This window comes from Thermostichus sp. MS-CIW-34, assembly GCF_054060435.1.
On record NZ_JBSSDE010000020.1, the window covers coordinates 1 to 25,539 of the forward strand.

The window sequence follows — 25,539 nt, forward strand, 5'->3', positions numbered from 1 at the left end:
GACTCCGTCCCGCTGACGCGAACAGAGATAGGCAGGATGCGATCGCTTCTTTCCTGAACCATGTTCAGGAGAGTTCAGCGTGAATGTATCAGATACTGGGAATAGAGGAGACGCTAGGTCTAGCTCAGGGGAGCGGATCTGCGTCCAGGGATCCCGACAGGCTCCTCGGCAATTGGGGCAGAAAGCGGAGGTTAAGAGTGGCTACACAAACATTGGTGATGGATGCAGTGGAGCAGTTGGGCCTGCGGGTCACGCTGGGAGATATTGCATCCAGCACGGGCTTGGCTCTACACGAGGCCAAACAAGAGCTGCTGAATTTGGCCCAAAAGGCGGAGGGGCATCTCCAGGTTTCCCGGCAGGGGGAGATTACCTACGTTTTTCCACCGGATTTTCGCAGCATTCTCAAGCGCAAGGAGCAGCAGGATCGGCTAGCAGCCCTGCGTCGCCGGTTGTGGGGGGGCTTCCTCTATGGGTTGCGCATCTCCTTTGGCATTCTGCTGGTGGTGTCAATTGTCTTGATTGTCCTAGCGTTGATTGCCTTGCAAATGGCCAGCAGCCGCGAGCAGGACAATCGCAGCCGGTCGCGGGGGATAGGGTTTTATTACTTCCCCAACCTTTGGATCGGCAACCCCTTCTGGGATCCCTATCCCTACTATGGCAGCTACTCCGGTCGGACGCGCCCCCGCCAGCCGCAAAAATCCGAGCTGAACTTCCTGGAAGCGGTGTACAGCTTCCTCTTTGGGGACGGGGATCCCAATGCCAACCTGGAGGAGGAGCGCTATGCCCTCATTGGCCAACTGATTCGTGCCAATGGGGGGGTGATCGCAGCGGAACAGGTGTTGCCCTACCTGGATGTGGAGCCGGGATCCCCGGCCTTGGAATACGAAGATTACATGCTGCCCATTTTGCTCAAGTTCGACGGCCAGCCGGAGGTCAGCGAGGATGGGGACATTGTCTACCGCTTCCCAGAGCTGCAGGTGGCCGCCTCAGAGCGCAAGCCCAAGGGGATCCCTGAGGTGTTGCAGGAGAAACCTTGGGTGTTCAGCCGGGCCACGCCTGGTCAACTGACCCTGGCAGGAGGCTTGGGAGTTCTCAATTTCTTTCTGGCCGCCATTCTCTATGGGGCACGGGAGGAGGTGGCAGCGGCAGCCGGCAGCAATGCTTTTTTGGCCTTCATCTACCCGTTGATCGGCTTCCTCTTCCTCTACGGCACGCTGTTTTTGGCGGTGCCCGCCGTTCGGTGGTTGACCTTGCAAATCCGCAACCAGGGAGTGGAGCGTCGCAATCGTGTCCGGCAGCTTTGGCGAGAGCATCTGCAGCATCCCACAGAGGCGCTGCTGCGCAAACTCAACTTTGCCCGCCGCTTCCGCCGTCAAGAAGTTGTGCCAGAGTCGGACACCATTTACTCAACCGACCGGGATTTGATCGAGCAGCGGGACTACCGTCTGGACGAGCCGGCATTCCGCCAACTTTTGGAATCCAAAGCTCAGCAGGATCGCCCCGAAACCGAACAAGTGCGCAAGCCGCGTCCCCTCTAGAGAGGTCATGGCCGTTGGGCAAACTCCCGGTCTGCCGTTTGAGCTGAGACCCATTCGAGTTTCTTGCCCAGCCGGAGAATCCGGCGCTTGGGTTTGCTTGGACTTTTTTCTCCCCCGGAGAACTCACAGCAACCACTCGGAGACCCGCTCCCCCACCTTCTGCAAATCCAGAGGAATGGCCACCGCCTTGCCCATACGAGGTCTCTGACGGGTGGCTTCGATTTCCCGACGCACCGCTTCCCACACCCCCCAAGCCTGCAAATGGGCCAGCACGTTCTCCAAGTGGGCCAGATACTCCGCCTCGCTCAAGGGAAAGGAGGGCTGCTCCAGGTAGCGCCACATCACCAGCAGCACCACCTTCTGCTGGATACGGCGCAACTGTACGTCGTAGGAACAGCCCCACTTCTCGCGCAACAAAGCTTGAAAGTCGGATCCCTTCATCAGACTTGTCTGAGGCTGGCTTGGATCTGGCTCCAATCGCGCTGGGTGGGCCGCTCACCTTGGGAAGGAAGGCCACGGCCTCTTACAGCGTTGCATTTCTTAACGATATTGGCCAGAGGGGTCGGTTAGGATGATGTCGCTTGTCAACGAACGTTAAAACTTCTCAGGTCTGCATTTGCCATTATGACGGAAGCGGTTAGCAACTTTGAAGCGCCCCCCATGAGCCGGCGGGTTCTTCTCAATGCCCTGCTCAGCGGCTCTGTGGGAGTCGTGGTGGTGGGCGCCCTCTACCCGGTGGTGAAGTACTTTATCCCGCCCTCTTCCGGTGGAGGGGGTGAGGGCCTCATAGCTCAGGACGCTCTCGGCAAGCCCATCAGTGTCAGTGAGCTGTTGGCCACCCATGCCGCTACGGATCGGGTGCTGGCCCAAGGTTTGAAGGGGGATCCCACCTACATCGTGATCGACAACGGGGCGGTGGCCAACTATGGCCTCAACGCGGTTTGTACCCACCTCGGTTGCGTGGTGCCCTGGAATGTGGGGGAAAACTTGTTTAAGTGCCCTTGCCACGGATCCCAGTATGCGGCCAATGGCAAGGTGATCCGGGGACCGGCTCCCCGCTCGCTGGAGCTGGTGAGCGCCACTGTGGATGGCGACAACGTTCGCTTCAGCCCCTGGCAAGGCCCTGATTTCCGGGAGACCTAAAGGGCAAGGGATCCCGCCGGTTCTGCCCAGGCAATTGCGTCAGCGGTGCGGAGCACCTTTCCAGTCCAACTGTTGACCGGCCCCTGATCTCCCTGATCTAGAAGGATGGTGAGGTAAGGATCCTGGCTGTGCCGGCTTTTGCCGAACGATTTGGGGCAAATTGTCGAGATGGCTGTTCCAAGACTGTGTCCTAAACCTGTGATGGAAATTCATTCTGAGCTGAGAGTTATGAAGCGAATCTGCTTGGCCTTCTGTGGGCTGCTGCTGTTGCTGGGGATGGGGGCACGTCCGGCGGCAGCCTACCCCTACTATGCCCAGATGGCCTACGACAACCCCCGCGAGGCGACTGGAAAAATTGTCTGTGCCAACTGCCACCTGAACGCCATGCCCACTCGCGCCGAGGTGCCCCAGGCCGTCACCCCCGGCCAGGTGTTCACCATCAAAGTTGGGATCCCTTATGACCTAAGCAAGCAGCAGGTGCTGGCAGACGGCAGCAAGGGTGGGTTGAATGTGGGCGCGGTGGTGGTCTTGCCGGAGGGCTTCCGTTTAGCCACCGAAGCCGAGATGACCGAGGAACAACGGCAAGAAACTGCCGAGACCTACATCACCCCCTACAGCGACGCGAAGCCCAACATCCTCCTGGTCGGGCCTTTGCCGGGCGAGCAGCATCAAGAAATCGTCTTTCCAGTGGTGGCCCCTGACCCGAAAGAGGATCCCTCGGTGGCCTTCATGAAGTATCGCGTTTACATTGGGGCCAACCGGGGTCGCGGTCAGCTTAACCCCGACGGCAGCCTCAGCAACAACAACGTTTTCCGCGCTCCGGCCACCGGGCGTCTGGTCAACATCGCCACCCTCAACTCCGATATCAGCGATCTGCCGGCTGAATTGGCCAGCCTGGTGCCCCCGGAATACGAGCTGCCGGGCACGAGAGTTCTCAGCTTCGAGAGCGAAAGTGGGATCCAAAACCTGGTGGTGCCGCCTGGGCCGGAACTGGTGGTTGCCGTTGGCGACAGCGTCAAAGAAGGGGATCCCGTCACCAACAATCCCAATGTGGGCGGCTTTGGCCAGGTGGAGCGGGATCTGGTGCTGCAAAGCCCGGATCGGGTGAAATGGCTGGTGGCCTTCCTGGCAGCCATTACCATTACCCAGGTGCTGTTGGTGCTGAAGAAAAAGCAGGTGGAGCTCATTCAAGCCGCCGAAATCCTCGGCTAGCTCAAGCTCTTTCCTGGCCTGCACCTCGGAGGTATCCGAGGTGTTTTTTGTTCTGTAGGGCTGATAGCAGTCGTGGTGTAGGGCTGATAGCAGTCGTGGTTTTTATTACCATCTATTTCAACTGCTCGCCCTAGCGGGCCGGAGGCCTTGTTCCCTGCCGCTAGCACCCTAGTCGACAACGGTTCTAAGGCAGCCTCAGCTCTCCTCTGATCACCAGCACCGCTTGCCCAGCAATCTCCACCCGTGATCCTCGATCTCGGCACCACAGCTCGCCCCCGCGGGCCGAGAGCTGGTGAGCCTTCAAATCAAGTCGGCCCAGGCGTTTGGCCCAATAGGGCATCAAAAGACACTGGGCGGATCCCGTCACTGGATCTTCCGGGATCCCCAGCCGAGGGGCAAAAACGCGGCAGACAAAATCCGGCCCATTCCCCAGAGCCGCCCCAGAGGCTGTGACGATCAACCCCGGAACGGGGAGTGCTTGAACCTGGGCCAGATCCGGTTGCACCTGCTGCACCTGTCCCGCCGAAGCCAGCACCGCCACCCCCATACCCCCGCGGTACAGCTCCACAGGTGGGATCCCCAAAGCCGCTGCCACCTGCTCCTTGGCTTCTGGCCAAGGTTCCGGAGTTTGAGCAGGAAAATCCATGGCCAGGCGATCCCCTTGCCGCCGCACCTGCAACAGGCCACTGCGGGTGGAAAAGGCTACCCTCTCCGCCTCAGGATGCACCTCGGTGAACAGCACATGGGCACCAGCCAAGGTGGCGTGGCCACAGAGATCCACCTCCGTCGTCGGCGTAAACCAGCGCAGCCCATAGTGGGGAACCTCGCCCTGGGATCCCTGGGGAAGTAAAAAAGCCGTCTCCGATACATTGTTCTCCGCCGCAATGGCTTGCATCAGCGCCTGCGGCAACTCCTGGGGCAGCAGACACACCGCTGCCGGATTGCCGCCGAAAGGCACCGCCGTAAATGCATCCACCTGAAAAAACGGGATCCGCACGTTCTCAACCCAGCCCAACTCAGGCCATGATCCCACACCGGCACCAAAAGTAGGGGGATCCGCACCCCGACCGTACCCGCCAAAAGCGGGATCCCACCGACAGAGGCTATTGTCAGGCCAGAAAGTTGGCTGATAAACTAGCACTCGTAAGTCGAGAGTGCTAAGTCGCTTCCCTTCGGGGAAGTGGAACTAATGGAAATGAAAACTTCAGCTTCGTGCTTTAGGATCACGGAGGACATTCGTCATGGCTGCAGTAGCTCTTAACGTCTCTACCCTGAAGCCGCTGGGCGACCGCGTGCTGGTCAAAATCGCTCAGCAGGACGAGAAAACCGCAGGTGGGATCTTCTTGCCGGACACTGCCAAGGAAAAGCCCCAGGTGGGGGAAGTGGTTGCTGTTGGCCCTGGCAAGCGCAACGACGAGGGCAAGCTGATCCCGATGGAACTGAAAGCCGGCGACAAAGTGCTCTACTCCAAGTATGCCGGAACCGAAGTCAAGCTGGGCAGCGATGAATATGTGCTGTTGGCGGAGCGGGACATTCTCGCCATTGTTCAGTAATGGTCAGTGATTCAGCAGCAGTTCAACGAACGATTGAATCCTTAAGACTCTGTTTCACCCTTACCTGCATTTGCATCGGAGAGGTTGACTATGGCCAAATCAATCATCTTCAGTGAAGAAGCCCGCCGCGCTCTAGAGCACGGCATGGATATTTTGGCAGAAGCCGTAGCCGTTACCCTGGGTCCCAAAGGGCGCAACGTCGTGCTGGAGAAGAAGTTTGGCGCCCCCCAAATCATCAACGACGGGGTAACCATTGCCAAAGAAATCGAGCTGGAAGACCACATTGAGAACACCGGCGTTTCCTTGATCCGTCAGGCGGCTTCCAAAACCAACGACACGGCTGGAGATGGCACCACCACGGCCACGGTCTTGGCCCACGCCATGGTGAAGGAAGGTCTGAAAAACGTGGCTGCCGGCGCCAACCCGATTGCCCTAAAGCGAGGGATCGACAAGGCGGTGAAGTTTTTGGTAGACAAAATCGCCGAGCATGCCCGCCCGGTGGAAGATTCCAAAGCCATTGCCCAGGTGGCGGCCATTTCCGCCGGTAACGATGAAGAGGTGGGCCGCATGATTGCCGAGGCCATGGACAAGGTGGGCCGCGAAGGGGTGATCTCCCTGGAAGAAGGCAAGTCCATGACCACCGAGCTGGAAGTGACGGAAGGGATGCGCTTCGACAAGGGCTACATCTCCCCTTACTTCGTCACCGATACCGAGCGGATGGAGGCGGTTCTGGAAAACCCCTACATCCTCATCACCGACAAGAAGATCACCCTGGTTCAAGACCTGGTACCGGTTTTGGAGCAAGTGGCTCGCGCCGGTCGTCCCCTGCTGATTATCGCCGAAGACATTGAGAAAGAAGCGCTGGCCACCCTGGTGGTGAACAAGCTGCGGGGTGTGCTGAGCGTGGTGGCGGTGAAAGCGCCTGGCTTTGGGGATCGCCGCAAGGCCATGCTGGAAGACATCGCCATCCTGACCGGTGGTGAGGTAATCAGCGAAGAGCGCGGCCTGAAGCTGGAGAACGCTCGCCTCGATTCCTTCGGCACTGCCCGTCGCGTCACGGTGACCAAGGACAACACCACCATCGTGGCGGAAGGCAACGAAGCGGCTGTGAAAGCCCGTTGCGAGCAAATTCGTCGCCAAATTGAGGAAACCGACTCCACCTACGACAAAGAAAAACTGCAAGAGCGCTTGGCCAAACTCTCCGGCGGTGTAGCGGTGATCAAAGTGGGCGCGGCCACCGAAACCGAGATGAAAGACCGCAAGTTGCGCCTGGAAGATGCCATCAACGCCACCAAAGCGGCGGTAGAAGAAGGGATCGTTCCCGGCGGCGGCACCACCTTGGCACACCTGATCCCGGTGGTGACTGAGTGGGCGCAAGCCAATCTGTCCGGCGATGAACTGGTGGGGGCCAACCTGGTCGCCCGCGCTCTGGGCGCTCCGCTGCGCCGCATTGCTGAGAACGCCGGCCAAAACGGCTCCATTGTGCTGGAGCGGGTGAAAGACAAGCCCTTCAACACCGGCTACGATGCCCAGAACGACGCCTTCGTGGATATGTTCGAAGCGGGCATTGTAGACCCGGCCAAGGTTACCCGTTCCGCCCTGCAAAACGCCGCTTCCATTGCGGGGATGGTGCTGACCACCGAAGCAATCGTGGTGGACAAGCCCGAGCCCAAAACCAACACGCCGGCAAGCAGCGGCAGCGGCATGAGTGACTACGACTACTGATCTGTTGATTGCCACAGGGAGGCGGATCCCTGAGGCTCACCGAAGAGCCCATGGGCACTTCGCTTCCTGGCCAGGCATCTTGGATGAATCTTTCGGGATCCCCTGGTGGGATCCCTTTTTTATGGATTTTTATTTTTTATCAAGACAGGCGAGCTGGCGGGATCATTCCCAATACCCATGCAACAGCAGCGCAACTGTCTGTGACGTTGATCCCCCTCTACCTTTGGGAGAGGGGCTGGGGGTGAGGGCGCCGGAGCCATGCAATCGGGAACTGCCTCAAACTGGTTTTTTGATAACGACTCTGATTCTGTCCAACTTGAAGAGAAGGGGAAGGCGGTGTGGCTCAGTTGATCTGCATTGGCCTGGATCTGGCCTGGTCAACCCGCAACCCTTCCGGTCTGGCCACGCTGCGAGTCCAGCTCGGGGATCCCGGCAGGCAAAACTTGACAGGCCATCTGGTCGATAGCCGCATTCTCCAAACGGATGAGGAGATCCTGGACTACATTCAAGCTCAGGCGGGCGAAGATCCCTGCTTGGTGGCGGTGGATGCCCCCCTGCGCGTCCCCAACCTCAGCGGACAGCGACGGGCCGAGGCCGAACTGAACCGGGTGTTTCGCGCCTATGCAGCCGGGGCCCACCCGGCCAACCGCCGGCTTCTAGAAAAAAACGGCCAGGTGAGAGGGGAAGCCTTGGTGCAAGCCCTAGCCAGTTATGGCTTTCGGGAGCAGGCCAGCATCGAGCGAGGAAAACTTACCCGCCAAGTGACCGAGGTCTTCCCCCACAGCGCCTTGGTCAGTCTCTTCGGCCTCAGCCGCACCCTGAAATACAAGGCCCGCCCCCGACGCACCTGGCCAGAACGGCAACAAGCTTGGCAACTTTACCAGCATCATCTGCGCTCTCTGGCTGCCGCTGACCCGGCTCTCCAGGATCACGAAGAGCTGCTCCAAGTGGAGGTGGGATCCCTCAAGGGCCGTCGGCTCAAAAACTACGAAGATCAAGTGGATGCCTTGATGTGTGCTTACATCGCCCTCTACGGGTTCCGCTGGGGATCCGAGCGCTGCCGCAGTTTCGGCAACCTGCAAGAAGGGCACATTTTCACGCCCTTGCCCCCTCGAACCTCTGAGGCTGATTGAGACCCGCTCCGGGATCGCAGGTGGAAATCCCAACCAGAAGAACAAGACTCTCGCTGGCCTTGGATCCCCCCTTGGCGGCATGATAAGAACAAGGATCCGCAGAACAGGGGAACAATGGACGTGCAACTGGGCCGCAATCGGCAGGCGAGACGCGCTTATGGGCTGGATGAGATCGCTCTGGCTCCGGGCAGGCGAACGCTGGATCCCAGCCTGGTGGACACCCACTTCACTCTGGGAGGGATCCAACGGCAAATCCCCATCATCGCCAGCGCTATGGACGGCGTGGTGGATGTGCGAATGGCCATTTTGCTCTCGGAGCTGGGGGCCTTCGGGGTGCTGAACCTGGATGGCATCCAAACCCGCTACGCCGATCCCGATGAGGTTTTGGCTCAGATCGCGTCGGTGGGCAAAGACGAGTTTGTGCCTCTGATGCAGCGCCTCTACAGCGAACCTGTAAAGCCGGATCTGATTCAAGAGCGCATCCGCCAGATCAAAGCTGCTGGCGCCATTGCCGCCGCTAGCTGCGTGCCCGCCCACGCCGCCCAATACGGCCCCCTGGTGGCGGAAGCCGGGGGGGATCTGTTTTTCGTCCAGGCCACGGTGGTTTCGGTGCACCACAAGGTTCCCGAAGGCATGGAACTGCTGGATCTGGCCCAATTTTGCCGGTCGATGCCCATTCCTGTTGTGGTGGGCAACTGCGTTACCTACGATGTCGCTCTGGAGCTGATGCAGGCCGGAGCTGCCGGTGTCTTGGTGGGGATCGGCCCTGGCGCTGCCTGTACCTCCCGAGGCGTGTTGGGGGTGGGGGTACCACAGGCTACAGCGATTGCCGACTGTGCCGCTGCACGGGAGCAGTTTTTGGCGGAAACCGGCACCTATGTCCCTGTGATTGCCGATGGGGGATTGGTGACCGGTGGCGACATTTGCAAGGCCATCGCCTGTGGAGCGGACGCAGTGATGATCGGATCCCCCTTGGCCCGCGCCCATGAAGCCCCCGGTCGCGGCTTTCATTGGGGCATGGCCACCCCCAGCCCCATCTTGCCCCGCGGCACCCGCATCCGCGTGGGATCCACCGGCACCCTAGAAGAAATCTTGCGCGGCCCCGCCCGCCTGGACGACGGCACCCACAACCTCTGGGGCGCCCTGCGCACCAGCATGGCCACCCTGGGGGCTGCCAATCTCCGAGAAATGCAGCAGGTGGAGATCTGCATCGCCCCCTCCCTCCTGACCGAGGGCAAGGTGTACCAGAAGGCGCAGAGCTTGGGTATGGGGAAATAGTCCTTTGGGAATGCTAAACTCGGTGGACTGGGATCCCTCGGGGGCGGTTAGCTCAGCGGTAGAGCGCCTGCCTTACAAGCAGGATGTCACTGGTTCGAGTCCGGTACCGCCCATCCCCACCGGAGCTTGCAGCTTGAGAGCTCTGTCTCAGTTTGAGATACACCCGCTAGCCAGAGCCGGATCCCTGAGGTAGAGTAGTGGATATCGAGCCTCGATCATCTACCGCAGTTGGGTCTTGCATTGAGTCTTGCCCAGAAAGTGTGTAAAGTGGTAGACGATGTGGACTTCGGCTGTATTATGTCTTCCCAGAGTCCCCAATTGCCAGGCTCGTTATTGAGGTAGGCAGTTTGTCGCTTCCATGAGGACACTTCTACAGCCAAAAAGGTGTGAGGAAAAGAACAAGGAGAGAAACATGCCCGCGAAACACGCGAACTACTGGAAAACGCTGCTGGCCGGCACTCTGGGTGCAGCAGCGATCCTGACCCCTGGAGTGGCTTATGCCCAAGCTACCGGGCCGGTCACCTCCATCTCTGAGCTTTCGGATGTGCAGCCCACCGACTGGGCCTTCCAAGCGCTGCAATCCTTGGTGGAGCGCTACGGCTGTATTGCCGGCTACCCCGACCGCACCTTCCGCGGCAACCGGGCCATGACCCGCTTTGAGTTTGCCGCCGGTATGAACGCCTGCTTGGATCGCATCAATGAGTTGATTGCAGCCGGTTTGGCCGACAAAGTCTCCAAGGAAGACTTGGCCACTCTGCAGCGCTTGCAAGAGGAATTTGCTGCTGAGCTGGCAGCCCTGCGCGGGCGGGTGGATGCGGCAGAGGCTGAGATTAACGATCTGAAAGGGAAGATCTTCAACCCAGTTACCAAGCTTAACGCTCAGGTCATTACCGCAATTCTCGGCAGCGCTCTTACAGAAGACCGGGTCGTACAAGGAAGAGTGGTAGCCGAGCAAAATCAGGCGAACATGACTCTTCCCTATCGGGTACGCTTGAACTTCGATGCTTCTTTTGTGGGTCGCGATCGCCTGCGCATTCGTCTCCAAGCTCGCGATGCGGTAACCACCTTCTTTGAGGGTGACCCAGGCGTTGGCTTCCAGGGGGGTGCGGGTGGTACCTTCACCCTTGCCCAGCTGGTTTATCAATTCCCTGCTTTCGACCGCGCTGCTACTATCTACACGGGCATTACGGGTACGGGAGTGGGGGGCGTTCTGCAGTACAGCACGCCCTTTAATGCCCTGTCGGACTTTGCCGATGCTCCCAACTCTACGGCAGATGTGCCCAGCGGAACCCTATTTGGTTTTCGCTACCGTTTGAGCGACCAGTTTCGTTTAGCCTACGCCTACAGCACCAGAAGAGGGCAAGCCTTGGGGAGAGGCTTTGGCGACAGTGGCTTGACAGGTGATGATAGCGCTCACACCGTCGAGCTGGGCTTCTTGCCAACCAAGGGCTTGGAGTTTTACCTTCAGTTTGCTTCCACCTACCTGCAGCAGGCGAACGACGGCCCCACCTTCCTGGCCACGGGTAAAAGTCTCTTCCGTGGACCGGTAAGAAGAACTCGGGTAGATGTCTCTGCACGGGTGAATGCTTTTACGTTCGCAGCCAACTGGGAGATCAGCCCTCGCATTACCTTGTCTGGCTGGTTTACGGCTGGCAATGTGGATTACAACCTGCCCAATGTGGTACCGGCTGGTACTGTGGATCCGGGTGAGGAAGACTTTAATGGTTTCCTCTTTGGCTTTGTTTTCCCTGACCTCTTTGTGGAGGGTGCCAAAGGCGGGATTGTATTTGGGCAGCCAATCGTGACCACAGACAACGACGGAGTGTGGGATACTCGCCCCTTCGTTGTGGACGTCTACTACAGCTTCCCGGTCAACGAGTACATTACTCTAACGCCTGCTGCCTACTTTGTGAGCAACCCCAATGGCGGCAGACCCGGAGACAACGACCCAACCATTGGCGTGGGGGCTTTGCGAGCTGTGTTTACTTTCTAGTTCTTAAAATCCCTGCGCTGACATCCAAGTTGCTAAGTAGGGATCCACTGGGTTGGATCCCTTCATTGAATAAGAATAATCAACTCCTCTGTGGGGATAAGGATGCTGGCATTGAAGAGCTTGAGGTTGAGCTTAAGACGAGGCCATGGGCTACAAAAAGCGCACTGCGTGAGATCTGCCCAGGTCTTTGCCACAGGCTCGGTGTAGGTGTGAGAATGGCGGGAACAGATACCCATGTCTTGGCCACAGATGTGGGGACACCGCATTAACTGTAGGGCAGACCGGACAGCAAGAGGATGTGGACTTCGGCTGTATCATAATCTCCACATCATGTCTTCACCGAAGTCCGCAGTTGCCAGACTTGTTCTTGAGTTAGGCAATTGGTTACCTCTAGAAGACATCCCTACAGCCAAAAAGGTGTGAGGAAAAGAACAAGGAGAGAAACATGCCCGTGAAACACGCGAACTACTGGAAAACGCTGCTGGCCGGCACTCTGGGTGCAGCAGCGATCCTGACCCCTGGAGTGGCTTATGCCCAAGCTACCGGGCCGGTCACCTCCATCTCTGAGCTTTCGGATGTGCAGCCCACTGACTGGGCCTTCCAAGCCCTGCAATCCTTGGTGGAGCGCTACGGTTGTATTGCCGGCTACCCCGACCGCACCTTCCGCGGCAACCGGGCTATGACTCGCTTTGAGTTTGCCGCCGGTATGAACGCCTGCTTGGATCGCATCAATGAGTTGATTGCAGCCGGTTTGGCCGACAAAGTCTCCAAGGAAGACTTGGCCACTCTGCAGCGCTTGCAAGAGGAATTTGCTGCTGAGCTGGCAGCCCTGCGCGGGCGGGTGGATGCCCTGGAAGCCGATGTTACTGATTTGAAAGGGAAGGTCTTCAACCCGGTTACCAAGTTGAATGCCCAAGTCATCGCCGCTGTTGTAGGCAGCGCTCTCACGGAAGACAGAGTTGTTGATGGGAAGGTAGTAGCAGAGCAAAACCAAGCCAACATGACTCTTCCCTATCGGGTACGCTTGAACTTCGATGCTTCTTTTGTGGGTCGCGATCGCCTGCGCATTCGTCTCCAAGCTCGCGATGCTGTGACTGAGTTCTTTGATGGGGATCCCGGCCTTGAGTTTGGCGGCCGTGGCGGCGGCACTTTCACCCTGGCCAAGCTGATCTACCAATTCCCAGCTTTCAACCGAGCAGCTACCATCTACACGGGTATCGTTGGCTCAGGTGTGTTCGATGTATTCAACTACAGCACACCCTTCGAAGCTCTCTCCGACTTTGCTGATGCTCCCAACTCCACGGCGGACGTGCCAGGTGGAGCTCTGTTTGGCTTCCGCTACCGACTCTCGGATCAACTACGCTTGGCCTACAGCTACAGCACCAGGAACGCTCAAGCCTTGGGCAACGGCTTCGGCGACAGCGGTATAACCGGTAGCGACAGTGCCCACGCGGTGGAGCTGGGCTTCCTGCCGAACGAAAACCTGGAGATCTACCTGCAGTTTGCCAGTACCTATCTGCAGAAGGCAAACGATGGCCCTGAGTTCTTGGCCAACGGTACAGCCCTTTTCCGTGGCCCTCTGCGGAGGACGATGGTAGATGTTTCTGCCCGTGTCAATGCTTTCTCGGTGGCAGCCAACTGGGAGCTTAGCCCTCGAATTACCGTATCCGGCTGGTTTACTGCTGGCAATGTGGATTACAACTTGCCCAACGTGGTACCGGCTGGCACCATTGATCCGGGTGATGAAGATTTCAACGGGTTCCTGTTTGGCTTTGCTTTCCCGGATCTCTTCATTGAGGGTGCTCAGGGCGGTGTGGTGTTTGGCCAACCGATTGTCAGCACCGAGGAGGGAGTTTTTGACAGCCGTCCTTTCATCGTGGATGTTTACTACAGCTTCCCGGTGAACGAGTACCTCACCCTTACCCCGGCAGCCTACTTTGTGAGCAATCCCAATGGTGGGCCTAGCAAGTCTGGGGATACCGATCCAACCATCGGCGTGGGTGTCTTGCGGGCTGTGTTTGCTTTCTAGTTCCCAGAGTCCTTACGCTGACATTCAAGTCGTTAAGTTAAGTAGGGATCCACTGGGTTGGATCCCTATTTTCTTACATCAGCCCCTCTGGGGGGATGAAAGCCTGGGCTTGACGTCAAGCTTGGGACAAAGCTAGGGATTACAAAAGGCACACTGAGCGGGATCCGCCCAGGGCTCTGCCACAGGCTCGGTGTGGGTGTGGGAACAGCGAGCACAGCCATATACCCAAGCCTTGGCCACGGGGGTGGGGGCGCCACATTGGCCGCAGGGCAGTCCAGAGACCGAGCGGATCTGCCAGTAGCCAGGAGTGCCGCAGGCCGGGCACAGGCTTTGGGCTTTGGCGATTAGGTTTTGGGTGGCGGCTGCGATAACCTGGAGCCGGGTTGGGTTGCACATGGCCCGCATGTCGGTTTCCAGATGAAGGCCCCCTTGCCGAGTCAGCATCTCCCCCACCACCTGCTTCAGGGTCTCTTCATCTTGGATTCCTTTGTGGATAACCTGGGGCTTTTCTGGCCGGTCGAGGGCGATCAGGGCGTGCTGGGGAAAACCCGCCCTTTGGGCAAAGTCCAGCGCTTCTGCCCAGCTCTGCACCCAGCGATGGCTGAAATTGGTTTGGGTGCTCTCTGCATAGCCGACCAGCTCCAAGGGCTCCGCGCCGGGTTCAAAAACCCTGAGCATGACCCACTCCTGATTCCAAGGGATCCAAGGGATCTGGGGGTGGGGGCCAAAGGATCCCTCGCTGGCCAAGCCCAGAGCTTCAGGATGATCCTGCAAAGCCCTTGCAATCTTCAGGCGCAGAGTGTGGATGGGATCCCCCGGTCGGGGCCGCTCCCGCGAGAAGGTGCCCAGTTGGTCGGTGTCGAAAGCTACTACTTGAACTTGGATCCCCAAATGTTCGGCCAAGAGAGGGCCGATGACCTGCTCTTTGCGATGCAGGGTTGCCAAGTAGGCGACCCGACCCTTCCATTGCATAGACTCAGACTTAACCTAGATCTGGCAAACGGATCCCGCAGCTTTGTGGCTCAGGCCAATTGGGGTTACTCAAACCAGGGGACTGGCCTCGAGCGGCAAGCCCAACTGGGCAACAGCCTCGGCCAAGGCCACCTCACGGCTGTCCACAAACCGCTCTGGGGACAGTGGCAGATGCAGGCTTTCTAGGCGCTGCCGGATCCGGCCCTTGGCCCCAACAATCCACACCTGTTTGCCCCGATCCAGGGCCTCGCGGATGGCATTTTCCAAGGATAGCGTCGCCGAAACTCCCAGCATCGGCACATCTGATAGATCCACCACCAGCGCTTGGCAGGAGGCCACCGCCTGATGTTGGCGGGAAATGGCTTGGGAAACCCCGAAGATCATCGGCCCGCTCAGGTAAAACAGCAACACCTGCCCGCATCCCTGGCGCAGCAATTCCCTCTCACGGGGAGTGAGATCCACCGCATCATCGGCATCGGTAATGGCTTTCACCTCTTCGGAGTGGATCTCGCTGAGGCGTTGGATAGTGAGCAAGTTGGCCACAAACACCCCCACCCCCACGGCAGCGATGAGATCCACAAACACCGTCATGAACATCACCCCGTACATGATGGCTGCCCCTTTGAGGGAAAGGCGGTGGGCCCGCTTGAGGAAGCTCCAGTCGAGGATATCCACCCCCACCTTAAAGGCGATCCCTGCCAGCACCGCCATCGGGATCCCTTGCGTGAGGGGAGCGGCAAACAGCACCACCATCAGCAGGATTAACGCTCGGGTAATGCCGGCTAGAGGGGTACGTCCGCCCGACTGGATGTTCACCACTGTGCCCATGGTGGCGCCGGCTCCCGGTAAGCCCCCCAGGAAGCCAGAGACAATATTGGCGATCCCCTGCCCGATCAGCTCTTGGTCGGAGTCGTGGCGGGTGCGGGTGAGGTTATCGGCAATGACTGCCGTCAAGAGGGTATCGATGCAGCCCAGCATCCCCAGCACCACTCCATCCAGCACCAAGTTGGCCAGGGAGGAAAAGGGCAACTGCGGCCATTGCACTTGCGGCAAGCCAGTGGGGATGGAGCCGATGCGCCGTAGATCCGCATCGGCCATGAACAAGCTGGCCACCAGCGTTCCCAGCACCAAAGCCACCAACTGCGGCGGCACCGCCCGTCGCCAGGGCTTGGGATAGCCAAAAAGGATGGCAAGGGTCAGCAGCCCCAACCCCAGCTCTGGTATCTTGAGGTTGAGCAGGTAGGTCGGTAGGTTCTGCACCGCCCCAATCACTCCTCCCTGGCTGGCGTGGCCCAATAGCGGCGGGATCTGCAGCAAAATCATGATCCAGCCGATCCCGGACATAAAGCCGGAAATAACGCTGTAGGGCATGAGGGTGATGTATTTACCCAGTTTCAGGGATCCAAACAGGATCTGAAATAAGCCCCCCAGCATCACCACGGTGAAGGCCGGCCCCAGCCCCTGCTCCGGATAGCGGGCTGTAACATTAGCAACCACCGCCGTCATCATCACAGTCATCGGCCCGGTGGGTTCGGAGATGAGCGTGGGCGTACCCCCAAACAGAGCCGCAAAAAAGCCCACGCATACTGCTCCGTACAAGCCCGCCACCGGCCCTGCCCCCGAAGCCACCCCAAAGGCCAAGGCCATCGGCAAGGAAACAATCGCTGTCGTCAGCCCGCCGAAGAGATCCCCGCGCCAGTTGTCTAGGCTCAGACGTCGGTGCCAATCCAGAAATCTCCTGTTGCCGGACTGTTGTTCTTTCGCTTGGCTCAGCATGCCCCAAAGCCCTCCACGCTATGGGCAGCCTATCATTGAACGTTACTATAGAGATCATGGTAGAGAATAGATTTTCTTCTATAGTTTCCCTCAAGGATTCCCCTCCAAGCGAGGGCATGGGGCTTGAGCCGGTAGAGTTGTGTGAAAGTGAGAGTAGTCCACATAGCGATGCCCATTGCTGTCCAGGTGGAGAATATCGGCAAATCGGTGGCTCCAGAGAATCTCATCGGCCAAGTAGGAGTGGCGAGCATGGATGGTTTGGGAAAAGGTGTCGTCGATGCCGGTCAGGGTAATGATCAGCTCCGCTTGGCCCACCTGTAAATCTCGATCCATGAGGCTGTAGAGAGGGCCGCCGATGAACCACCGAGCCTCTCCTACTGGAAGTCAGCCGGCCTTCACAAAGGGCGAATGGTAGACTGGGAATACAAAAGCTTTCTGCTCAATTCAATCACCTTCAGCTTACTAGCGCAGGAGCCCCGCACTGTACCCGTAGGGTCAGTGTCGGGAGGAATGCTATAATAATTCTGCGGACACCAGAAACGGCTGTTTAGGGCACTGGTAACGGTCGATTGGGGCTGCCCGTAAACCAGCGCAGAGGCTCGTGGTTAGTTTACTAACTGCAGGGCTACCGAAAGCCCGCCCCGTACTGCGAAGCAGTCAGGGTCGGGTAGTTTACTCTGCCACGGCCAAGGTTGGCTTCTCGATAAACTTCCATGAACCCACTGCCATGAACCCACTGCGCCAAGGCCGACTGGGATCCCTTACGGATAACCCAACCCCATGAGCGACAACGAATCGACGGCGCGCATCATCTCCACCGACCTGCAGCGGGAGATGTCGCAGTCCTACCTGGAATACGCCATGAGCGTGATCGTCGGGAGGGCTTTGCCAGATGCGCGGGATGGCCTGAAGCCGGTGCACCGCCGCATTCTCTACGCTATGCACGAGTTGGGCCTGACGGCGGATCGCCCCTTTCGCAAGTGTGCCCGCGTCGTGGGGGATGTAATTGGGAAATACCATCCCCACGGGGATCAGGCGGTTTACGATGCGCTGGTGCGCATGGCCCAGGATTTCTCCATGCGGGAGCGCCTGGTGGATGGGCACGGCAACTTCGGCTCTGTAGACAACGATCCGCCGGCAGCCATGCGCTATACCGAGTGTCGGCTGACTGCCTTTGCCCAAGAAGCCCTGCTCCAAGATATTGACGCCAACACTGTCGATTTTGTCGGCAACTACGACGGATCCCAGCAAGAGCCGCTGGTGCTGCCGGCGCGGATCCCGCAGCTGCTCCTGAACGGCTCTTCCGGCATCGCCGTGGGCATGGCCACCAACATCCCGCCCCACAACTTGAGCGAATTGGTGGACGGCCTGATTGCCCTCATCCACAACCCCAACCTGACCAGCCTGGAGTTGATGCAGTGGATCCCGGCCCCCGACTTCCCCACCGGGGCGCTGATCATGGGCCAGGAGGGCATCCGCGAAGCCTACACCACCGGGCGCGGCTCCATCACCCTGCGCGGAGTGGCCACCGTCGAAACCATCGAGCAGCGGGGCCGACCGGTTCGGGACGCCATCATTATCACCGAACTGCCCTACCAGACCAACAAGGCAGCCATGATTGAGAAGATCGCCGAGCTGGTCAACGAGAAAAAACTGGAAGGCATTGCCGACATCCGTGACGAGAGCGACCGCAGCGGCATGCGGGTGGTGATCGAGCTAAAGCGGGATGCCCAGCCGCAGGTGGTGCTCAACAACCTCTACAAGCAAACCCCCCTGCAGGCCAACTTCGGGGTCAACATGCTGGCCATCCTCAACGGCGAGCCGCGCACCCTGACCCTGCGGGACGCGCTGCAGGCTTTTCTGGATTTTCGGGAAGAGGTGATCGAGCGGCGCACCCGCTACGAGCTGCAAAAAGCCGAGGAGCGGGATCACCTACTGCAGGGCTATCTCTTGGCTTTGGGGCAGTTGGATCGGGTGATTGCCCTCATTCGGGGAGCCGCCGATACCGCCACAGCCCGAGAGGAATTGCAGGCGGTGTTGGGCCTGAGTGAAGCCCAAGCCGACGGGATCCTGCAGATGCAGCTGCGCCGCCTCACCGCCCTGGAAGCGGAAAAAATCCAGGCCGAGCACGAAGACTTGGTGAGGCAAATTGCCGACCTGCGGGATATTCTGGCCCGCCGAGAACGGGTGATGCAGATCATCAGCGAAGAGCTGCAGCAGCTCAAAGCCCGCTTTGCCAGCCCGCGCCGTTCCCGCCTCTGTTTGGAGGATGGGGAGCTGGGAACGGATGATCTGATCGAAAATCGGGAGACGGTTATCTTTCTAACCGAGCAGGGCTATATCAAGCGCATGGGCCTTGAGGAGTTCCAGGTGCAGGGGCGAGCCACCCGCGGCAAAGCCGGCGCCCGCATCAAAGAAGACGATGCCATCGAACAGTTTTTTGCCTGTCGCAGCCACGACACCATCCTCTTTTTCACCAATCGGGGCGTAGTCTATACCCTGCCCGCCCACCAGATCCCCCAGGGGAGCCGCGCCGCCCGCGGCAGCGCCATCGTTCAGTTGCTGCCGATCACCCGGGAAGAGCGGGTTACGTCCATGGTGCCGGTGAGCCAGTTCAGCGACGACGAATATCTGGTGATGCTCACCCGCGGCGGCTACATCAAAAAAACGGCCCTCAGCGCCTTTGCCAATGTGCGCTCCAACGGCCTGATCGCCATCTCTCTGGAAGAAAACGACGAACTGCGCTGGGTACGCCGCGCCCGCTCCAGCGACGATGTGGTCATGGCAACCCGCCAAGGCATGTCCATTCGCTTCCGGGCGGATGACGAGCAACTGCGCCCTCTGGGACGGGCCACCCGGGGCGTGCGGGCCATTACCCTCAACGCCGGCGATGACATCGTCAGCATGGATATTATCTCTGCCGAATCGGTGATGGCTGCCGAGCGAGAGGGGGAGAAGCTGGCTAACCCTTGGGTGCTGGTGATCACCAAAGAAGGGCGGGGCAAGCGCTCGGCCATCGACAATTTCCGCCAGCAAAACCGCGGCGGCAAGGGGGTGATCGCCACCAAGTTCCGCCAGGCGTCGGACGAGCTGGCGGCCCTGCGCATCGTCAATGCCGAAGACGAGATCCTGTTGGTAACCGCCAGGGGCATTGTCATGCGCCAGTTGGCCAAGGCCATTCCCACCCAGTCCCGCGAGGCGACCGGGGTGCTGGTGCAGCGCCTGGATCCGGAAGACAGCATTGTGGGAGTTACAGTGGTACCCGCTGCCTTGGTTGCCGAGGAGGAGACCTCAGAAGCCAGCGCTTGATCCCCGGCCGTTACTTAGGTACGGCATTTGCCGCCGCAGAGGGGTGGGATCCCGTACCGGAGAGGGTGAGGATGGGGTGTTACCTTTGGGATAGCCCAAATTCCGGGAACGGCAAAGGCCTGTGGGATCAGGCCGAGCAGCCCAGTTGGGATGGCATCTGCTGTGTTTGTGGAGCTTGGTTACTCCATGGCGAGCCCGTTGAACTTCATCCCTGGTTTTGAGGCATTGCAAACTCCGAGCCCCGACAACCGGCTCTGGCAATACTTGCAGTCTCAGGATCCCAGTGTCTTTCAGGATATTGCCCGCAATTCTTCTCCGGAAGTGCTGGAGATCTTGGGCCACAACATCCGCAGCTTGGTGGGGAGCTTGCCCTCCGATCAATTCGGGGTTCAGATCATCACCAACCGCGAGAGCTTGGCCAAAATGCTCTCCGGCGCGATGATGGGCGGCTATTTCCTGCGGGTCATGGAGCAGCGCCTAGCCCTGGAGCAATCTTTGGGCAGTGCCTCCCAGCCTGCCAGCGCGGATCAGCCTTCGCCAGCAGAGGAGGAGGGCTAGGCTTGCAATCCACCTTTTAGCGCCGCCGAGGAGGTTCCATGCTGGATGCGGGTTTCCAGGCAAAGGGATCCCAGTTCAGCAGCCCACCGCGGCGGATTTTGGTTTGCCCGGATAGTTTTAAGGGATCCCTGAGGGCACCAGAAGCGGCAGAGCACATAGCCCATGGGATCCAACAGGTGCTGCCGGAAGTCGAGGTGGAGCGGCTCCCCTTGGCGGATGGGGGAGAGGGCACCCTAGAGGTATTGCTGCCGACGCTGGGGGGAGAGAAAAAGGGTCTGTGGGTCACCGGCCCCCTGGGGGATCCCGTCTGGGCGGAGTACGGGGTGGCAGGAGAGCTGGCCCTGTTGGAGCTGGCCCAGGTGGCTGGCCTGACCTTGGTGCCACCGGAGCGGCGGGATCCCACCCGCACCACCACTTATGGCCTGGGGGAGCTGTTGCGGGCCGTCTGCCGAGAGCCTATTGCTGAGATCTGGATAGGACTGGGGGGATCCGCCACCGTGGATGGAGGGGCGGGCATGGCGCAGGCCTTAGGCTATCGCCTGTTGGATGGAGCTGGGGATCCCATCGGCTGGGGCGGGGGAGAGCTGGCCCGTTTGCAGCGCATTGAGTCCCCTGAACAGCCTGTCTGGCAGGGGAAACGCATCCGCGGCCTGTGCGATGTGCAGAATCCCCTCACCGGCCCGTGGGGAGCCGCCGCCGTCTTTGCCCCCCAGAAAGGCGCCACCCCTTCCCAGGTGCAGCAGTTGGAGCAGGCGCTGCAGCAGTGGGCTCAAGTGGTGGAGCGAGATTTGGGCCAGGCCGTGGCCGGGATCCCGGGGGCCGGAGCCGCAGGCGGCTTAGGAGCAGGTCTGGTGGCTTTTTTGGAGGCCACTCTGGAGTCCGGGATCCAGCTCTTGGCGCGGCAATTGGCCCTGCCGGAGCGCATCCGCCGCTGCCATCTGGTCGTCACCGGAGAGGGCTGCCTCGACGAACAAAGCGCGATGGGAAAGGTGGTGGGGGCCGTGCTGGAGCAGGCTATCCAAGCCCAAAAACCCCTGCTCATCCTCTGTGGCCAGGTGACTCCGGCAGCGCGCGCTGGGTTGGCAGCCCAGCCTCTTCCCCTTCGGGTTGGCGCCCTGTGCGACCGGATCCCCGATGTGGCAGAAGCCCAACGGCAGGCCGGCCATCACCTGGAGCAGATGACGGCCCAGGAGCTGAGAGATTTTCTGGAGCAGGATGCGGGGATTGGCCGGTTATAATGGCTTAAATCATCGTGTTTCGTAGGACATCATGGCCAGTATCGAGTTCTCCCCCGGCATCCAAGAGGTGCCCACCCAGGTGCGAGTGCTGAAATCCAAGACCGGCAACCGGGGATCCGCGATTTTCCGCTTCGAGGATCTAAAATCCGATACGCAAAACATCCTCGGCATGCGGATGATCGATGAGGAAGGGGAGCTGACCACCCGCAACATCAGGGCCAAGTTCCTGAACGGGGAATTCAAAGCCCTGGAAGTGACCTACGACATGGAAACCGAGGCAGAGTGGGATCGCTTCCTGCGCTTTATGGAACGCTTTTCAGCGGCCAACCAGATGGGCATGGCCTAGTTGCCGCCCTTCCCGCCTCAGCTTTTGGATTTTTTGCTCCTCTTGCCGGATCTGCGCTTGGCTTGAGGTTGGCCGGGATCGGATCCCTGGCCCTCTTCAACTGAGGGCTGCCCCAGCGGCGGCCGTCGCTTGTGCCAGTCGGTGCTTTGCTCATAGGCATAGGCCACCCGCAGCACCTTGCTCTCCTGTAGGGCATTGCCCACAATTTGCAGGCCAATGGGCAGCCCATCGGCAAACCCGCAGGGCAGGCTCAGCCCCGGCAAACCCGCCAGGTTCACCGGGATCGTCATCAGGTCGCAGAGGTACATGCTGAGGGGATCCTCCCGCTCGCCGATCTTGAACGCCGGGGTGGGGGTGGTGGGGCTGACCAGCACATCCACCTTCTCGAAAGCCTTGAGGAAGTCCTGCTTGATGAGGGTGCGCACCTTCTGAGCCTTGAGGTAGTAGGCGTCGTAGTACCCCGAGGAGAGGGCATAGGTGCCGATCATGATGCGCCGCTTGACTTCTGGCCCAAAGCCGTGGGCGCGGGTCTTGCCATACATGGCCAGCAGCGAGTCGGCAGGTTCCCGCAGGCCGTATTTCACCCCGTCGTAGCGGGCCAAGTTGGCAGAGGCTTCCGAAGGGGCAATGATGTAATAGGTGGCAAGGCCGTAGCGAAAACTGGGGCAGTCGATCTCCAGGATCTCGGCCCCCAGTTCTTGCAGATGTTGAATGGCTGCTTGGACGGCAGCGCGGGTCTCCTCCCCACATCCTTCTCCCAGCAAGTCGCGGATCACCCCGATTTTGAAGCCCTTGATGTCCGGGATCAGAGCCTGGCTATAGTCCGGGATATCCACCTTCAGGCTGGTGGAGTCCATCGGGTCATGGCCGGCGATCCCCTGCAGCAGCAAGGCCACATCCTCCACCGTGCGCCCAAACGGCCCCACCTGATCCAAAGACGAAGCAAAGGCCACCAGCCCGTAGCGAGACACCAGCCCGTAGGTGGGCTTGAGGCCCACCACCCCACAAAAAGCTGCCGGTTGGCGGATGGATCCCCCCGTATCCGAGCCCAGAGCCACCACCGCTTGGTCGGCAGCCACCGCCGCCGCCGATCCCCCAGAGGATCCCCCTGGCACCCGCGTCAGATCCCAGGGATTGGCGGTGCGCTGAAAGGCGGAGTTTTCCGTGGAGCTGCCCATGGCAAACTCGTCTAGGTTGGTCTTGCCCACCGTCACCATGCCCGCAGCCGCCAGCCGCGCCGTCACTGTTGACTCGTAGGGGGGAATGAACCCCTCCAGCATCCGGGAAGCGCAGGTGGTGCGGATCCCTTGGGTGCAGAGGTTGTCTTTCACGGCAAGCGGGATCCCGGCCAAAGGGCCAATCTCTTCCCCGGCCCGAATGCGGGCGTCCACCGCCCTGGCCTGTTGCAGAGCCAGTTCCTCGGTCACAGTAATAAAGCTCTTGAGCTGCGGCTCCAGTTGGGCCAGGCGCTCCAGGTACTCGCGGGCGATCTCTTCGGCAGAGCGCTCTTTGGTTACCAACTGGCTGTGTAGGGCGCGAATCACAGACATAGGCAAACTCGCAGGGAATGGCAAACGCCGATGAGGCCAGACCAAGTTCCCTCTAGACTAATCCAGATGGGATCCCTTCCCAACCCTAACTCCCTAAAGATCTCGTGGATCCCCCTCTCTTGCTAGGAGAGGATCTAGGGATGATCACATCAGCAGCGCCGAGCGCCTGGGCTGTTGGCAGTCAACGCCGTTCCAAAAAGTCGCGGCGCAGATCCCGAATCTCCTGCCGCATCTCCCGCATCTCTCGGGCCATCTCGTCAGTGCGCCGTTCCAAAGCTTCGGTGCGGCGCTCCACAGCTTCCGTGCGCCGTTCAATGGCTCGGGTGCGCTCGTCAAAGCGATCCAGCGCCTCCCGGAAAAACTGTGCCAGCATCGCCTGCCCTTCCCGCAGCTCTTGGATCAAAACCTGCTGGTTCTGCTGGGCAGCTTGCAACTCCTGGACGGCCCGAATCAGCCACTGCTCTTGCTCAGGTGTCATGGTTACCAAGGCGCTACAGAACAAGGAAATCCTACCACCCTAAATCTCCTCCTGGGAGAAGGATCCGGGGATGGTTACACTAGCAACGCAGAGCGCTTGAGCCCAAGCTACCGCCGTTCCAAAAAATCGCGGCGCAGATCCCGAATCTCTTGCCGGATCTCTCTCATCTCCTCCGCCATCTGGTCGGTGCGCCGTTCCAGTGCTTCTGTGCGGCGTTCGATGGCCCGAGTACGCTCGTCAAACCGATCCATTGACTCGCGAAAGAACTGCGCCAGCATCGCCTGTCCCTCCCGCAGCTCTTGAATCAAAACCTGCTGGTTTTGCTGGACAAGACGCAGCTCCTGCTGGGCAGCTTGCAATTCTTTTTGGGAGGCTTGCAACTCTTGGATGGCTTGAATCAGCCACTGTTCTTGCTCGGGCGTCATGGTTACTGAAACACTACAGAATAAGGAAATCCTACCACCACTAACTCTTCTCTCCTCCTGGGAGAGGGATCGGGGGCAAGGGATCCAAATCCAAAACCTCAATGGAGAGTAGGGAACTCGAATCCCTGACCTCTGCGGTGCGATCGCAGCGCTCTACCAACTGAGCTAACTCCCCGTAGCTTTACCAGAATAACCCGAATCCGCAGCCAAGATCTCCCCCGCCTGCAACTCCAGCTTGGGAAAGACCTTTGAGGATACCGGATCGGATCCCTTCAGCTCCAGCACATCGTACCAGCCTTCATGAAGCAGCAGCAGGCTCACCTTCTCCTCCAAGGGATCCACAACCCAATACTCGCCGATCCCCAAAACGCAATACTCTGCTTGCTTGGCCCGGTAGTCTGCTGCCCGGCTGGACTCACTGACTACCTCCACCACCAGTAGCGGCGGCGGATCCTCCAGGCGAATCAACGCCTCTCTGGATCCCATCTCCTGCCACTGTTCCAAAGGCAGCACCACCACATCCGGGATCCGCACCGTAGCCCACCGATTGCCCCGCGGAGACTGGATCCCTGGGCTCCCCTGTATCGCTGTCCAGGGCAACTGCTGCCGTGCAATCTCTGCCTCGAAAACTCGGCTGAGAAAGTTTTGAATCTGCACATGCCGCCCGGTTGGAAGAGCCATGGGCACCAACTCCCCTGCCACCAGCTCATAGCGGGTATCACTGCCATCCGAATAAGCAAGGTATTCCGCCAAACTCAGGCGAGCTCTTGATGGTGCAGAAACGGATCCCATTGCCAAAGCCATAAACCGTCTCGGCCAAAAGTCTCTTTGCTGCCATACTAGCCTTGTCATCTCGCACAACCCCTCTCTTCCTCTGGGAGCAGGGCTGTGAGCGCTCGGTCTGTTGGCAGTCAACGCCGTTCCAAAAAATCGCGGCGCAGATCCCGAATCTCCTGCCGGATCTCCCTCATCTCTTCCGCCATCTGGTCGGTGCGCCGTTCCAGTGCTTCTGTGCGCCGTTCCACAGCTTCCGTGCGCCGTTCAATAGCCCGGGTGCGCTCATCAAACCGATCCATTGACTCGCGAAAAAACTGGGCCAGCATCGCCTGCCCTTCCCGCAGCTCTTGAATCAAAACCTGCTGGTTTTGTTGGACAAGACGCAGCTCCTGCTGGGCAGCTTGCAACTCTTGGATGGCGCGAATCAGCCACTGCTCTTGCTCAGGGGTCATGGTCGGCGAGGGTTACAGAAGAATAAAAAAATCCTATCACCCTGCATTTCTCCC

24 protein-coding genes and 2 tRNA genes are annotated in these 25,539 nt (G+C 59.5%); 15 read left to right on the forward strand and 11 right to left on the reverse strand.

All coding sequences use genetic code 11. The annotated features are described in order from the left end of the window. The first annotated feature begins 197 nt into the window (after positions 1-197). A complete protein-coding gene (locus ACVWYY_RS08340; RefSeq protein WP_457402558.1) occupies positions 198-1,538 on the forward strand; it encodes a hypothetical protein in 1,341 nt (446 codons plus the stop codon). A gap of 123 nt (positions 1,539-1,661) precedes the next feature. Here ACVWYY_RS08340 and ACVWYY_RS08345 read toward each other — a convergent pair whose 3' ends face one another. Then, complete coding sequence (locus ACVWYY_RS08345) at positions 1,662-1,979, reverse strand: DUF3067 family protein (RefSeq protein WP_414421662.1); 318 nt, start codon at positions 1,977-1,979, stop codon at positions 1,662-1,664. 183 nt (positions 1,980-2,162) lie between these two features. Between ACVWYY_RS08345 and ACVWYY_RS08350 the strand changes: the two genes are divergently transcribed. Both ACVWYY_RS08350 and ACVWYY_RS08355 read left to right on the forward strand, forming a co-directional pair. Next, a complete protein-coding gene (locus tag ACVWYY_RS08350) occupies positions 2,163-2,681 on the forward strand; it encodes a cytochrome b6-f complex iron-sulfur subunit (RefSeq protein ID WP_414351678.1) in 519 nt (172 codons plus the stop codon). 228 nt (positions 2,682-2,909) lie between these two features. Then, positions 2,910-3,893 (forward strand): apocytochrome f, encoded by a 984-nt coding sequence (locus ACVWYY_RS08355; protein ID WP_457440251.1) that lies wholly within the window; start codon positions 2,910-2,912, stop codon positions 3,891-3,893. 184 nt (positions 3,894-4,077) lie between these two features. Here ACVWYY_RS08355 and ACVWYY_RS08360 read toward each other — a convergent pair whose 3' ends face one another. Continuing rightward, the gene (locus ACVWYY_RS08360; RefSeq protein WP_457440253.1) at positions 4,078-4,890 is read right to left on the reverse strand and encodes a PhzF family phenazine biosynthesis protein; all 813 of its coding nucleotides are present in this window, start codon (positions 4,888-4,890) and stop codon (positions 4,078-4,080) included. Between the two features lie 244 nt (positions 4,891-5,134). On the opposite strand from ACVWYY_RS08360, the gene groES reads away from it, so the two are divergent. The 8 genes from groES to ACVWYY_RS08400 all read left to right on the forward strand — a co-directional run bounded on the left by groES (position 5,135) and on the right by ACVWYY_RS08400 (position 13,604). After that, positions 5,135-5,446: a co-chaperone GroES gene (gene groES, locus ACVWYY_RS08365; RefSeq protein ID WP_011433225.1), complete on the forward strand. Its 312-nt coding sequence runs from the start codon at positions 5,135-5,137 to the stop codon at positions 5,444-5,446. Positions 5,447-5,536: 90 nt separating this feature from the next. Then, positions 5,537-7,171, forward strand: a complete 1,635-nt coding sequence (gene groL, locus ACVWYY_RS08370; protein WP_011433224.1) for a chaperonin GroEL — start codon at positions 5,537-5,539, stop codon at positions 7,169-7,171. A gap of 50 nt (positions 7,172-7,221) precedes the next feature. After that, complete coding sequence (locus tag ACVWYY_RS08375) at positions 7,222-7,416, forward strand: hypothetical protein (RefSeq protein ID WP_414400084.1); 195 nt, start codon at positions 7,222-7,224, stop codon at positions 7,414-7,416. A 93-nt stretch (positions 7,417-7,509) separates the two neighbouring features. Beyond that, the gene (locus ACVWYY_RS08380; RefSeq protein WP_457440211.1) at positions 7,510-8,304 is read left to right on the forward strand and encodes a DUF429 domain-containing protein; all 795 of its coding nucleotides are present in this window, start codon (positions 7,510-7,512) and stop codon (positions 8,302-8,304) included. 114 nt (positions 8,305-8,418) lie between these two features. Beyond that, the gene (locus ACVWYY_RS08385; RefSeq protein ID WP_457440213.1) at positions 8,419-9,582 is read left to right on the forward strand and encodes a GuaB3 family IMP dehydrogenase-related protein; all 1,164 of its coding nucleotides are present in this window, start codon (positions 8,419-8,421) and stop codon (positions 9,580-9,582) included. 41 nt (positions 9,583-9,623) lie between these two features. After that, a tRNA-Val gene (locus tag ACVWYY_RS08390) sits at positions 9,624-9,695 on the forward strand. A gap of 299 nt (positions 9,696-9,994) precedes the next feature. Then, complete coding sequence (locus ACVWYY_RS08395) at positions 9,995-11,575, forward strand: iron uptake porin (RefSeq protein WP_457440215.1); 1,581 nt, start codon at positions 9,995-9,997, stop codon at positions 11,573-11,575. Between the two features lie 445 nt (positions 11,576-12,020). After that, a complete protein-coding gene (locus ACVWYY_RS08400) occupies positions 12,021-13,604 on the forward strand; it encodes an iron uptake porin (RefSeq protein ID WP_457440217.1) in 1,584 nt (527 codons plus the stop codon). Between the two features lie 132 nt (positions 13,605-13,736). Here ACVWYY_RS08400 and ACVWYY_RS08405 read toward each other — a convergent pair whose 3' ends face one another. From ACVWYY_RS08405 to ACVWYY_RS08415, 3 genes are all read right to left on the reverse strand, one after another. After that, positions 13,737-14,576: a DUF6671 family protein gene (locus tag ACVWYY_RS08405; protein ID WP_457440219.1), complete on the reverse strand. Its 840-nt coding sequence runs from the start codon at positions 14,574-14,576 to the stop codon at positions 13,737-13,739. Positions 14,577-14,645: 69 nt separating this feature from the next. After that, on the reverse strand, positions 14,646-16,352 hold the full coding sequence (locus tag ACVWYY_RS08410; protein ID WP_457440221.1) for a SulP family inorganic anion transporter: 1,707 nt from the start codon (positions 16,350-16,352) through the stop codon (positions 14,646-14,648). 90 nt (positions 16,353-16,442) lie between these two features. Further along, positions 16,443-16,709: a hypothetical protein gene (locus ACVWYY_RS08415; protein ID WP_457440255.1), complete on the reverse strand. Its 267-nt coding sequence runs from the start codon at positions 16,707-16,709 to the stop codon at positions 16,443-16,445. Between the two features lie 423 nt (positions 16,710-17,132). Here ACVWYY_RS08415 and gyrA point away from each other — a divergent pair, with 423 nt between their 5' ends. The 4 genes from gyrA (at position 17,133) to psb28 (ending at position 21,803) form a co-directional block, all read left to right on the forward strand. Continuing rightward, entirely contained in the window at positions 17,133-19,661 is a 2,529-nt protein-coding gene (gyrA, locus tag ACVWYY_RS08420; RefSeq protein ID WP_457440223.1) for a DNA gyrase subunit A, read from the forward strand. Positions 19,662-19,847: 186 nt separating this feature from the next. Further along, positions 19,848-20,219, forward strand: a complete 372-nt coding sequence (locus ACVWYY_RS08425; RefSeq protein WP_414330541.1) for a DUF760 domain-containing protein — start codon at positions 19,848-19,850, stop codon at positions 20,217-20,219. 38 nt (positions 20,220-20,257) lie between these two features. Then, on the forward strand, positions 20,258-21,457 hold the full coding sequence (locus ACVWYY_RS08430; protein WP_457402575.1) for a glycerate kinase family protein: 1,200 nt from the start codon (positions 20,258-20,260) through the stop codon (positions 21,455-21,457). 31 nt (positions 21,458-21,488) lie between these two features. Further along, positions 21,489-21,803, forward strand: coding sequence for a photosystem II reaction center protein Psb28 (psb28, locus tag ACVWYY_RS08435; protein ID WP_011433213.1), 315 nt, complete (start codon positions 21,489-21,491; stop codon positions 21,801-21,803). A gap of 17 nt (positions 21,804-21,820) precedes the next feature. Here psb28 and gatA read toward each other — a convergent pair whose 3' ends face one another. The 6 genes from gatA to ACVWYY_RS08465 all read right to left on the reverse strand — a co-directional run bounded on the left by gatA (position 21,821) and on the right by ACVWYY_RS08465 (position 25,485). Next, entirely contained in the window at positions 21,821-23,353 is a 1,533-nt protein-coding gene (gene gatA, locus ACVWYY_RS08440) for an Asp-tRNA(Asn)/Glu-tRNA(Gln) amidotransferase subunit GatA (RefSeq protein WP_457402577.1), read from the reverse strand. A 181-nt stretch (positions 23,354-23,534) separates the two neighbouring features. Then, a complete protein-coding gene (locus ACVWYY_RS08445; protein WP_457385995.1) occupies positions 23,535-23,831 on the reverse strand; it encodes a hypothetical protein in 297 nt (98 codons plus the stop codon). 107 nt (positions 23,832-23,938) lie between these two features. Continuing rightward, on the reverse strand, positions 23,939-24,256 hold the full coding sequence (locus ACVWYY_RS08450) for a hypothetical protein (protein WP_457387240.1): 318 nt from the start codon (positions 24,254-24,256) through the stop codon (positions 23,939-23,941). Positions 24,257-24,358: 102 nt separating this feature from the next. Next, positions 24,359-24,431: transfer RNA gene (locus ACVWYY_RS08455), tRNA-Ala, on the reverse strand. Further along, positions 24,422-25,108, reverse strand: coding sequence for a Uma2 family endonuclease (locus ACVWYY_RS08460; RefSeq protein WP_457402579.1), 687 nt, complete (start codon positions 25,106-25,108; stop codon positions 24,422-24,424). Before ACVWYY_RS08460 ends, ACVWYY_RS08455 begins: the two co-directional genes overlap by 10 nt. A 59-nt stretch (positions 25,109-25,167) precedes the next feature. Further along, complete coding sequence (locus tag ACVWYY_RS08465; RefSeq protein WP_011433208.1) at positions 25,168-25,485, reverse strand: hypothetical protein; 318 nt, start codon at positions 25,483-25,485, stop codon at positions 25,168-25,170. Positions 25,486-25,539: the final 54 nt, after the last annotated feature.